At 72.6% G+C, this 11,639-nt stretch carries 9 protein-coding genes and 1 pseudogene; 6 read left to right on the top strand and 4 right to left on the bottom strand.

Annotated elements, in window-relative coordinates; genetic code table 11:
- Window positions 1-239: 239 nt before the first annotated feature.
- Window positions 240-794, top strand: coding sequence for a hypothetical protein (locus QRN89_RS21495; protein WP_290351006.1), 555 nt, complete (start codon window positions 240-242; stop codon window positions 792-794).
- Window positions 795-1,093: 299 nt separating this feature from the next.
- Entirely contained in the window at window positions 1,094-3,808 is a 2,715-nt protein-coding gene (locus tag QRN89_RS21490; protein WP_290351005.1) for an FG-GAP-like repeat-containing protein, read from the top strand.
- 89 nt (window positions 3,809-3,897) lie between these two features.
- On the opposite strand, the pseudogene QRN89_RS21485 reads toward QRN89_RS21490, so the two are convergent.
- Window positions 3,898-4,498: pseudogene (locus QRN89_RS21485) on the bottom strand (maleylpyruvate isomerase N-terminal domain-containing protein).
- 224 nt (window positions 4,499-4,722) lie between these two features.
- Between QRN89_RS21485 and QRN89_RS21480 the strand changes: the two are divergent.
- The gene (locus tag QRN89_RS21480) at window positions 4,723-6,405 is read left to right on the top strand and encodes an FG-GAP-like repeat-containing protein (protein ID WP_290351004.1); all 1,683 of its coding nucleotides are present in this window, start codon (window positions 4,723-4,725) and stop codon (window positions 6,403-6,405) included.
- 302 nt (window positions 6,406-6,707) lie between these two features.
- Here the strand turns inward: QRN89_RS21480 and QRN89_RS21475 are convergent, their stop codons facing one another.
- From QRN89_RS21475 to QRN89_RS21465, 3 genes are all read right to left on the bottom strand, one after another.
- A complete protein-coding gene (locus tag QRN89_RS21475; protein WP_290351003.1) occupies window positions 6,708-7,226 on the bottom strand; it encodes a hypothetical protein in 519 nt (172 codons plus the stop codon).
- Window positions 7,227-7,338: 112 nt separating this feature from the next.
- Window positions 7,339-8,052, bottom strand: a complete 714-nt coding sequence (locus QRN89_RS21470; RefSeq protein WP_290351002.1) for a DUF4328 domain-containing protein — start codon at window positions 8,050-8,052, stop codon at window positions 7,339-7,341.
- Between the two features lie 101 nt (window positions 8,053-8,153).
- Complete coding sequence (locus QRN89_RS21465) at window positions 8,154-9,740, bottom strand: beta-N-acetylhexosaminidase (protein ID WP_290353805.1); 1,587 nt, start codon at window positions 9,738-9,740, stop codon at window positions 8,154-8,156.
- 273 nt (window positions 9,741-10,013) lie between these two features.
- Here QRN89_RS21465 and QRN89_RS21460 point away from each other — a divergent pair, with 273 nt between their 5' ends.
- The 3 genes from QRN89_RS21460 (at window position 10,014) to QRN89_RS21450 (ending at window position 11,627) form a co-directional block, all read left to right on the top strand.
- On the top strand, window positions 10,014-10,610 hold the full coding sequence (locus QRN89_RS21460) for a 2-oxo-4-hydroxy-4-carboxy-5-ureidoimidazoline decarboxylase (protein WP_290351001.1): 597 nt from the start codon (window positions 10,014-10,016) through the stop codon (window positions 10,608-10,610).
- Window positions 10,611-10,764: 154 nt separating this feature from the next.
- Entirely contained in the window at window positions 10,765-11,145 is a 381-nt protein-coding gene (gene sdhC / locus QRN89_RS21455; RefSeq protein WP_290351000.1) for a succinate dehydrogenase, cytochrome b556 subunit, read from the top strand.
- 8 nt (window positions 11,146-11,153) lie between these two features.
- Window positions 11,154-11,627 carry a succinate dehydrogenase hydrophobic membrane anchor subunit gene (locus QRN89_RS21450; RefSeq protein ID WP_138053551.1) on the top strand — a complete coding sequence of 158 codons (474 nt, stop codon included), beginning with the start codon at window positions 11,154-11,156 and terminating at the stop codon, window positions 11,625-11,627.
- Window positions 11,628-11,639: the final 12 nt, after the last annotated feature.

The following is an 11,639-nucleotide window of genomic DNA, read 5'->3' as shown; positions in this document are numbered from 1 at the left end:
CCGGCTTCGAACATGGCGAAGCAACCGCGAAAAAGGGGTGCTGCATTCTTTTTACGGAGATCGCAGCGGATTTCTAATCAAGCAGCTGATGCCCTGTCAACTGTGCTGACATACCTGGACAATCACCAGGACACAGGAGGGGCGGTTCGCCCGCTTCATCCGCTCGCTCGCGCCGGATCGGCAGCATGGTGTATAACCCCCCGGTTCCACGTCAGCCAATCACCGAAAGCCGGTCACTCATGTCGTCCAATGAACTCCCGGAACGTACGGCGCCGGAGAAGGAATCCCCGGCGGAGGAAACACCGGCGGAGGAACTCGCCGAACTCTCCGGACACGCGCCGGCCGAGAACACCGCGCCGGAGGCCGAGACAACGGAGGGCTCTCCCGACCGGCGCGGCCTGCTGATCGCCGCGGCCGTACTGCTCGCCTGCGGCGGGCTCGTCGGCTACGGCGTGCTCAACGCGAAGGAGCAGCCGAAGCCCCGCGCCGTCCCGACGGCGGGAGTGACGTACGAGGTCACAGGGACGGGCACGGCCGAGATCGCGTATCTCGCACGCAGCGAGTCCGGCACGGCGACGGTCGAGAAGGACGTCACCCTGCCCTGGAAGAAGTCGGTCGAGGTCCCCCTGGGCAAGGCCCCGAGCGTGGCCATCGTCCTCGACCAGAAGGGCGGCCGGGCCTCGTGCACGCTCGCCATCCGCGGGCAGCACGTACAGCGCGCCACGGCCGTGGGCGAGTTCGGGCGGGCGACGTGTTCGGGCGAGCTCCCCGCCGCGGGAGCCGGCGAAGGCTGACGCGGAGCCGCGCGACGCGGGCCCGCACACCGCGCACCGCGCACCGCACACCGCACACCGCACACCGCACACCGCACACCGCACACCGCACGACCAGCGACGGCACCACGCAACCGGCGAGGGCACGACACGACAACCGGGCTGTGACCTGTGCCACTTTCCGACGATTGTCGCGACGGTTCGGCATCCGCCATCGCTGTGTAAACCAGGCCATCCATGAGACGGATGAGCCGCGAGTAGATCTCCGAGGGGTGGGGCATTTGAGTCCGCGTACGTCACATGCGTACCGACCATTGAGCATGAAGCGCCGGGCGTGGCTGACGCTCGGCGCCGTGGTGCTGGGTGGTGCCGGTGTGGTGACCGTGGCCACGGCGAGTCCGTCGGACAGGCCGCAGCCGCCGCGGCTGCACGAGCGGGCCGCCGAGCTGCGTTCACTCGCGCTGGCCAAGGGCGACGCCACCGACCGGAACCTTCCGGCGACGACGACGGAGCCGTTCTCCCTGGTCGGCATCGGCTGGGACGACGACTCCGCGAAGGTCGCGGGCATCGTCGCGCAGGTGCGGACACGCAGCGCCGAGACCGGGCGGTGGTCCGGCTGGCAGTCCGTCGACCTCGCGGAGTCGGACACTCCGGACGAGGTCGAGAGCGACGGCGGACGCGGAGCGTCCGAGCCGCTGTGGGTCGGCCCTTCCAACGCCGTGCAGGTGCGCGTGGACGGCCGGGCGGCGCTCCCCAAGGGCCTGAAGCTGCACATGGTGGACCCCGGCGTGAGCAAGGCGGAGGCGAAGAACCCCGCTGCTCCGGCCGCGGGGCTGAGCACGCCCGCGGCGGACACGGACATGGGCAACGCGGCGTTCGCCGTGGAGGAGACTCCCGTCGCGACCGCGACGGACACCGCGACGCCGACGGACACCGCCGCCCCCGGCGGTACGGCGTCCCCGGCGGACAGCGCCACGCCGAGCGACACGGCGGCGCCGACCGAGAGCGGCACGCCGACCGAGACCGCGACGCCGACGCCCACCAAGCCGGCTGCGCTGCCGTCGACGGTCAGGCAGCCGTCGATCATCAGCCGCGCCCAGTGGGGGGCCGACGAGTCGCTGGTCGAGGACCCCGCCGAGTACATCGAGAAGATCCAGGCGGTCTTCATCCACCACACCGTCGGCGCCAACAACTACAGTTGCGCCGAGTCCGCGGCCCTGGTGCGCGGCATCATGGAGTACCACATCAACGCCGAGGACTGGAACGACCTCGGCTACAACTTCCTGGTCGACAAGTGCGGCCAGATCTTCGAGGGCCGCGGCGGCGGTACCGACCTTCCGGTCAAGGGCGCGCACACCTACGGCTTCAACAGCTACTCCACCGGCATCGCCGTCCTCGGCGACTTCGAGGGCGACCCGGCGACCGGCAAGCCCGCCGGACAGCCGACGAAGGCCGCGCTGCGGTCGGCGGCCCGGGTCGCGGCCTGGAAGCTGGGGCAGTACGGCGGTGACCCGCAGGGCAGCGTCACGCTGACCGCGCAGGGCAACACGGGCAAGTACACGACCGGCCAGCAGGCCACCATGAAGGTGATCTCCGGGCACCGCGACGCCTTCGCGACCGCCTGCCCCGGCAAGAACCTGTACGCCAAGCTCCCCGCCATCCGGGACTTCGCCGCCGGCCCCGGCCGCAACTCCGCGATCCCGACGGCCGACCACAACCGGGACGGCATCACCGACCTCGTCGCGGGTCTGCCCAAGTACGCGAGCAGCGCGGGCCGCGTCACCGTTCTGCCCGGCACCACCGACGGGCCGAGCACCACGGTGCGCACGTCCATCGACCAGAACAGCGGAGACGTGCCCGGCGCCAACGAGAGCGGCGACCAGTTCGGCACCACGTCCTCCTGGGGCGACTACAACGGTGACGGCTACGCCGACCTGGTCGTGGGCGCCCCCGGCGAGGACGACGAGTCGGGGCACACCGACACCGGCTCGGTGACCGTGCTCAACGGCCCCGGTCTCACCTCCGGCGTCAGCTACATGACCTCGCCCGCCTACCGCGTGACCGGTGACAAGCTCGGCACCGCCGTTGCCGTCGGCGACTTCAACGCCGACGGCACCGCGGACGTCCTGTCGGTGGCCCCGGGCAAGCCGGGCCGCTGGTGGGTGTTCGAGTCCAAGAACCCCACCTACGCCACCAAGGCCGGCTGGCTGAGCGACACCGCGAACACCTCGGTGGTCTCCTTCGCCTCCGCCGGAAGCGGCGACTTCAACGGCGACGGCTACGCCGACGCCGCCATCACCTACCGCGACTCGTCGGGTGTGGGCAGGATCCTCGCGCTCAAGGGCACGGCCAACGGCCTGGAGCGGGTCGGCGTCCTCTACCCGCGCGGCGGCCGCTCGCTCGCCGTGGGCGACATCAACGGCGACGGCTACGACGACCTGGCGATCGGCCAGCCGAACTCCACGGAGTCCGGCCACCTCGCGACGGGCGGCGCGGTCGCCCAGGTGCTCGGCTCGCCCACGGGCCTGACCAAGGACGGCCGTGCCACCTTCAGCCAGAACAGCACCGGGATCCCCGACAGCGACGAGTCCGGCGACACCATGGGCGCCTCGGTCTCCGTCGGAGACGTCAACCTCGACGGTTACGCCGACGTCCTCGTCGGCCTGCCCGGCGAGGACCTCACGCGCGACGGCGCCAACCAGGCCAACGCGGGCCAGGCCCTCCTGATCCGCGGCTCCGCCACCGGCATGACCGCCACCGGTTCGGTCGCGTACCACCTGGACACCGCCGGTGTCCCCGGTACGACCGCGCCGAACGAGCGCCTCGGCACCGCCGTGAGCCTGACCGACCTGTCCGGCTACGGCCGTGCCGATCTCGCCCTCGGCGCGGACGGGACGGACGCCGGCAACGGCACGATCCTCCAGCTCGACAACAGCAGCACGTCAGGTGTCGTGCCCTCCTCCGGCGTCTTCTACGGCGTCAACACCCTGGCCGCGCCCTCGGGCCTGGGCATCGGGCGTCTCATCACCCCGTAACACCGGACCACACCACAGCGCCACCGCCGAACGGCAGCGGCCGGGACCCGAGGAGAAAGGGGTCCCGGCCGCTCGCCTTCCGGTCCGCGTCAGTCCCGCGTGGCCCCGTGCCACCGCCAGGACTCCAGGCGCTTGCGGCCGGGCAGTTCGCCACGGCCCGTCGCCCACAGAAGGGTGTCCCAGCGGTCCGTGTCCGTCGGTGCGTAGGGGAAGAGGCGGACGAGGACCCGGTCGCAGAGGCCCGCCGGAGGGGAACGTGAGGCCCAGGCCCTGGGCCACGTCGTGGGTGTGGACGAGGGTCTCGACCACGCCCATGGCCGCGAAGCCCTCGGCGTCGGACGTCCCGAAGGTGTGGTACGCCCGTGCCTCCCCGGGAGCCGTGCGGACCATCGCCGTGAGCAGGCCGCCGCAGGCGTCGAGCATCTGGAGCAGTCCCCTGGGACCGGCGGCCCGGTCGGCGAAGGTGACGTTCGCCGGTCCGCCGTCCCGGCGCGTGATCCAGTCGAAGGGGACATCGTTGTCGAGCGGCGGGGACTCGGGGCCGAGCTGGGCGGCGTAGGCGAAGAGGTCGTCGGCGAGATGCTCGACGGTCTCCCAGCAGGTCCACTCCAGGGCTCCCGCCCTGGCGTCCCAGTCGGCGCCGAGGCCGGCCCGCAGGGTGGTCAGCGCCAGCCGGACGGCGTGCTGCACGTCGTCGGCGGTGACGGGCGTTCTCGTCGGTTCGTCTGATGCGTCTGACACACCGGACACGTGATCAACGGCCATGACCGGACCGTACCAATGACCGGGGAACGGGAGTTCGGGTCCATCATTTTCGGACAGCCCGTCAATCACCCGTTCATTACGGGCGTCACCGTCCCGGCCGTAGCGTCATTGCACACCATATGCCCGCTGCTTCCCTATGCTCCCGCCCCATGAGATGCCGCCCTGTGGCCTTCGCGGCCGCGTGCACCGCCGCCGTCTGTCTCACCGGCCTCACGGCCGCCGCGCCGCCCTCGGCGCCCGTCTCCCCGTCGGCCTCCCCCCTCCGTTCCCCCGCTTCCACGGCGGACGGTCCGGACTCGGCGGCCGCGCCCGGCGCCGGCGAGGTCCACAGCGTGTCCGTGCCCGGCACCGACCCGACGCAGCGTGCGCTCCCGGCGCGCGCCACCGCCCGGTTCAGCCTGATCGGCGTCACCTGGGACGACCCGGACGCACAGCTCGGCGGCACTGTCGAGGTCCGCACCCGGGACAGCCGTACGGGTGTGTGGTCGTCCTGGCACGAACTCGACATGGACGTACGGAAACCCGAGACGGGCCCCGGCCAGGCCTCCGCGGGACTGCGGGCGGGCAGCCGGCCGCTGTGGACCGGACCGTCGGACGGCGTTCAGCTGAGGGCCGAGGGACAGGCGCTGCCGCGTGGGCTGCGGGTCGAACTCGTGGACCCCCAGGGCGGCGCCCCGGCGCCCCCGTCCGCCGCCCGCACCGAGGCTCCGGCAGGCGCGCCGCCGATGACCATGCGCGCGGGCTGGGGCGCGGACGAGTCCAAGGTCGGCGGGCCGCCCACGTACAACTCCACCACCAAGGCGGTCTTCGTCCACCACACCGCCGGTTCGAACACGTACCGGTGCGCCGACTCGCCCGCGATCGTCCGGGCCATCTTCACGTACCACGTGGAGGGCCAGGGCTGGAACGACATCGGCTACCACTTCCTCGTCGACAAGTGCGGAAGGATCTTCGAGGGCCGGGCCGGCGGCATCGACCGCCCGGTGCAGGGCGCGCACACGTACGGCTTCAACGTCGACACGAGCAGCGTCTCGGTGATCGGCGACTACAGCACCGCCACGACCACGCCCGCGGTGCGCGACGCCGTCACGAAGGTCGCCTCCTGGAAACTCGGCCTGTACGGGCTCGCCGTCGGCGGAAGCACGACCATCACGGCGTCCGTGGACAACGGCAGGTTCCGGCGCGGGGAGCGCGTCACCCTCCCGCGGCTGCCGGGACACCGCGACGCGTACCCGACCGAGTGCCCCGGCGGCCATCTCTACGCCGACCTGCCCGCGATCCGGCTGTCCGCGGCCCGGGCCGACGGGGCGGGGGCCGGCGATCCGGAGACCGCCGGGGCGCCCTGGCCCCAGGACCCCGGGTCCGAGACCGCGGCCGTCGTCCCGGACGGCGCCGAGGAGCAGGACTCCGTCGGCGGCGACTTCGACGGGGACGGCGACCGGGACCTGGCGGTCGCCTACCGCACGCCGGACGGTGCCGCCCCGCTCGTCGTGCTGAGCGGTCCCGAGCACGGACGCCGTACGGCCTCGCCGACCGTCCTGATGGGCGCCGGCGGGTCCGCCCTCGCCTCGGGCGACATGAACGGCGACGGGTACGACGATCTGGCCGTGTCCACCACGCGGGGGATCGTCACATACCACGGTTCGCCCGTCGGTCTGAGCACGGCCGGCGCGCCCGCACTCGCGGTGGGCGCGGACGCCGAGGCGCTGACCGCGCAGGACCTGGACGGCGACGGCTACGCGGATCTCCTCGCCGGCCCGGAGGTGGTCGCGAGCGGCGGACCGCTGGGACTCACCGCGCCCGAGGACGAGCCGGCCACGTCGGCGGGATAGCGGGCACGGGCCGGCCCGCCGGCAGGCGGAGTCGCGGGCCGGCCCCAACGGCCCGGCCGCGGGCACGGGCGCGTCCGCCGAGGCCGGGTCGGGTACGAGCCCGCCCCATCGGCCCGGGCAGCGGGCGCAGACCGACCCCGTCGCCCCGTCGCAGCGGGCACGGGCGCGTCCGCCTCGGCCCGTTCGGGCACGGACACCCCGGCACGCCCACCGAAGGCCGGGCACGGGCACGTCCGCCTCGGCCGGTTCCGGGCACGGCCCAGGCATGCCCGCCGAGGGCCTGGTACGGGCCCGGCCGCGGGTCAGCCCTGGGACCTCGCCCGTCGGGACAGGGCCGCGCGCAGCACGCGCCGGCCCTCCGTCGAGAGGTCCAGGGCGCGGCGGAGCGCGGCGCCGTCCGGACTCGCCGCGAGGGTCTCCAGGATCTGGATCTGGCGGCGCTCCTCGCCCGTGACGAGCGGACCGCCGGCGCCTCCGACCGGGTCGAGTTCCCGGTGCAGTTCGAGCGCCAGGGCGGAGCACGCCGTCGCCCATTCGCCGAGCGGCCCGGTGGCCCACTCGGACGGGGCGGCCGCGATCATCTTCCGCACCGGCGCCCAGGCGTCGCTCGACGCGTCGTCGACGGGCGTCTCGTCGAGTGCCGCCCTCGCGGCGGCCAGCTGGCCGGCCCAGCCCTCCTCGCCCTCGGCGATGCCCGCCCACAGGGGGCGCAGCACGTCGGGCTCCTCGTCGAGCAGGGGCTGGCAGCGATCCAGACACGCGAGGCCGCTCGCGGCCAGGCTCCGCTCGTCCGCCTCCGCGATCAGTTGCACCAGGCCCATCGACGCCTCCCCGACTGTGCGTTCGCAGTACGTCACTTACAGCGCCGAGTGGCCGAAAATCGTCACCCCGCCGATCGGGGAACTGTCGGGATGATCCGGTTTCGCCCGCGTATCAAACCTGTGGCACGGCCGGGCCCGCGACGGCCTTGGCGTGCTGCATCGCGGTCAGCCTGCGGACGAAGAGGACGGCGAGGACGGCGGCGACCATGTCGAACACGGCACCGGTCATCACCAGACCCGCCGCGTGATGGATCGCGTCGGCGTCCTGGGCCTTGTCGTACGTCCTGCTCGCGTACCGGTCGAAGAGCACCGCCCAGACCCAGGCGCCCCACCAGGCATTGAGGAGGCCCCGTCCGGCCGACCCGCCGCCGTGGGGGTCGGTGCCGCTCGCCCGCAGCACATCGGCGGCGATGCCCCGCGGGATCCACAGGTGGGCGATCGGGATGAACCAGGCGCCGATCGCCCAGCCCGGGGTCCTGCGCTGGGTGCCGGGCGCGAAGACCTCCGCGTTCTGCCGGACCCGGTGGAACCAGATGACGAAGAGCGTGCCCGCGGCCAGCAGGGCGACGACGTACAGCACACTCGATCCGGCCATCGCCCAGTCGGCGCGCCTCGCCTCGTCCTCGTCGAAGTCGCCCGCGCCCGTGACGACACCGCTCAGGAACGAGCGCATGGTGAACGAGGCCGCGACGATCAGGAGATCGACGACGATGACGACACCGAGCAGCGCGGTGACGGCGTACGAGAGCCCGACGGGCGAGCGGAGCACGCGGCCGGGCGCCGCCTGCACGGGCGGTACGGGCACGGGCATGGGTGCATGCGTCATGAAAGGGATCCCCCCACGGGACACGGAGACGGGTGCGCGCCCCTCCCCAGGGCAGCGCGGCGAACAACCGTACGAGAGCGGTCGGTCTCCGGACCCTAACCTCAGCCGAGCCGGTCCGCCAGCGCGTTGAACTCCGCCCACGAGAGCGCGGGCCGCCCCGGGGTCCACAGCTTCTGGGACACCGCGCGCAGCGGCATGCGGATGCCCGCCGCCACCTGGTCCTGGGTCTGCGCCCGGGCGAGGTCGCCCCAGATGGCGAGGCGGCCGCCGAGGATCTGGCCCGAGTAGCGTTCGGGGACGGGGGTCGTGCCGCGCAGCACGAGCGGCGTCCACTGCTCGTAGATGCGCCGGCCGGTCGGGTACGTGAACTCGTTGGGCTCGCCGAGCACGTAGTAGAGGTACTCGTCGTTGAGGTTGACGACCTTGCGGCCCTCCGCCAGGTACTCGGCCGGCGGCCGGGCGCCGTTCTCCTTGCCCGTCCAGTACTCGACCTCGATGTCCTTGTCGGGCGAGACGACACCGCCGCGGAAGAAGCCGTCGTTCCAGGCCTTGGGCTGCTTCTGCGCGGCGCGCACCACCGCGGCCCGGTCGTTCAGCCAGCCGGTCGCCAGGTCCTGCACCGTGGCGTTCGGTCCGTACTTCCGCTCGGCGGCCCGGGCGAGCTGCGGGTACGACGCCTGCGGGTCGCGCACGGTCAGGGCCTGGTACTCGTCGGCGCCGACGTGGAACCAGCGGCCGGGGAAGAGCTGGGCGTACTCGCGCAGCAGGTCGTCGACGATCCGCGCGGACTCCGGATCGGAGATGTCGATGGCACCCTGCCGGGGCACCCCGTTGACATTGCGCAGCTGCAGCCGGGGGTGCGCCTTCATGACCGCGCCCAGGTGTCCGGGCGAGTCGATCTCGGGCACGACGGTGATGTGGAGGCTCCGCGCGAGGGCGAGGATCCGGCGGACCTCCGCCTTGCCGAGGTGCTCCCGGGAGACGACCTCGGGATGGCTGTCGGAGGCGATCCGGAAGCCCTGGTCGTCGGAGAAGTGCAGTCCGAGCACGTTGAGCTTCAGGTCGGCCATCTCGCGCAGCCGCGCCTCGATCCAGCCGGGGGTGAAGTGCTTGCGCGCGATGTCGACGTTCAGGCCGCGCTGGGGACGGTCGGGCCGGTCGCGGACGACGCCCTCGGGCATCGCGCCGCCGGAACGGACGGCCTGCTTCAGGGTGCGGGTGCCGTAGAAGACGCCGGCCTCGTCCGGACCGGTGATCCGGACACGGCCGTCGCGCGTGGTGAGGGTGTACGACTCGGGCGCGCCCCCTCCGGCGGGGCCGAGCGCCAGCTCGATGTCGCCCGCCCTGGCGGGCCCGCTGTCGCGGAAGCCCGTCTTCAGCTCCCCCGCCAGCAGCCGTCCCTCGTCGGCGAGCGCCTCGCTCCCCTTGGCGACGACGACGGCACTGCCCGCCACCGGGCGCCAGCCGGGGCCGCGGGCGGCCTCGTGGGCGCGCACGGAGGGAATGGTCCTGGGCGCGGTCGAGAGCGGATACGTCTTCGTCGGGGAGGGGGTCGGCGTCGGCGTCGGAGCGGCCTCCGCCCTCGGAGTCCCCTGGGCCCGCTCGGCACCGGCGGAGCCGCCGGCGGAACAGGAGACGGCCGCCGACAGGGCCACGGCGGCCGCGACGGCCGGGGCCGAGCGCCGCACACGCCGGAAGTGCCAGATCACGAAAAGAGCCTCCACCTCATGAAGAAGTATGACGAACAAAGCCTAATCGGGTGATTTACTCCACGGCCGTCCACGGTGCACACCGAAACTCTCCCGTCCGGGTGAAATTCGCGCATCCTTCGGACACCTTCTGGCGCGCCTCGATAGCGTTGCAGCTCAACCACCCCACGCTTCCCAGTCGCACCGGAGCCCACGCTGTCCAGCGAATCGCACACCGGCCTCCCGCAGCGACCGCCCACGCTCCCCCCGGCCGTGCGGATCCCGGCCCCCGCCGGGCCCGCCTCCCCGGCGTCCGCCCCCGGGCCGCGCCAGGCCGCCGGGGGCCGCCTGCCCGGCCTGGAGCGCTTCAACACCGCCCCGGCGGCCGCCGCCACCACGTCCCTCCTCAGCTGCTGCGGGAGCCGCCGCTGGGCCCGCCGGGTCGCCGCCCACCGCCCCTACCCCGACCTCGGCGCCCTCCTCGCCGCCGCCGACGAGGCCAGCTACGACCTGGCCTCCGCCGACCTGGACGAGGCGCTGACCGCGGAGTCCTCTTCCGGGCTGCACCCCACCGCCCCGCCGGCGGCACACACCGCCCTGCGCGCCGCCCACGCCGCGTACGAGGCGAGTTTCGGCCACGCCTTCGTCATCTGCCTGGACGGCTGCCCGGCCGACGAGCAGCCCGACCAGGTACTCGCCGGGATCCGCTCGCGACTCGCCAACGATCCGGACGAGGAGCGCGTGGTCGCGGCGGACGAGCTCCGCCGGCTCGCCCGGGCCCGACTGGCACATGTAGTGGCCAATCATCCCGGACACCCCGATTACGGCCGCCCCGGAGGCCGCCCCGATAGCCCGTCCGTGCCTGTTTGATCACACCACCGGACCCCGGGCGAGGGATCCGACAAGTCGTCGCTACGATGGCGAGGGCCGGTGGACCGTACCCGGCCGGGCCAGACCGACAGAGCTGTCACCTTGGTAGGACGCTGGCGGCCGGCTCCAATCCCCGCTCCCGGAGGGTTTTTCCGTGCCGGCTGGAACGCTGTACCGCGGCCGGGAAGGTATGTGGTCCTGGGTGGCTCATCGAGTCACCGGCGTCCTCATCTTCTTCTTCCTGTTCGTACACGTGCTGGACACCGCTCTCGTCCGCGTCTCCCCCGAGGCGTACGACGAGGTCGTCGCGACGTACAAGACGCCGATCGTCGCGCTGCTGGAGTACGGCCTGGTGGCCGCCATCCTCTTCCACGCGCTGAACGGCCTTCGCGTCATCGCCGTGGACTTCTGGTCCAAGGGCCCTCGCTACCAGAAGCAGATGCTCTGGACCGTGATGGGCATCTGGGTCGTCCTGATGGCCGGTGCCATCTACCCGGTGCTCGGCCACGCCGCACGTGAACTGTTCGGGAGCTGACGCCAGACATGTCCGCTGAGACCTCTTCCGCGATCGGCGCCGTCGAAGGCGCCTCCTACGGCCCCGACAACCCCGCGCCGTACATCGAGCCGCCGCGCAAGCGGACGGGCCGGACCCCGCGTTCGACCCGCGGCAACTTCGAGATGGCCGCGTGGCTCTTCATGCGCCTCTCGGGCGTGGTCCTCGTCGTCCTGGTCATCGGCCACCTGCTGATCCAGCTCGTCCTGGACGGCGGTGTCTCCAAGATCGGCTTCGCGTTCGTCGCGGGCCGCTGGGCGAACCCGTTCTGGCAGGTCTGGGACCTGCTGATGCTGTGGCTGGCGATGCTGCACGGCGCCAACGGCCTGCGTACCGTCATCAACGACTACGCCGAGCGGCCCAACACGCGTCTGTGGCTCAAGGGCCTGCTGTACACCGCCACGGTGTTCACCATCCTTCTGGGCACGCTGGTGATCTTCACCTTCGACCCGAACATCCGCTAGGCACGGGGCTGA

The organism is Streptomyces sp. HUAS CB01 (assembly GCF_030406905.1).
Lineage (GTDB): Bacteria > Actinomycetota > Actinomycetes > Streptomycetales > Streptomycetaceae > Streptomyces > Streptomyces chengbuensis.
The sequence above is the reverse complement of the archived record's forward strand: the minus strand, read 5'-3'. Positions and strand labels throughout refer to the sequence as shown.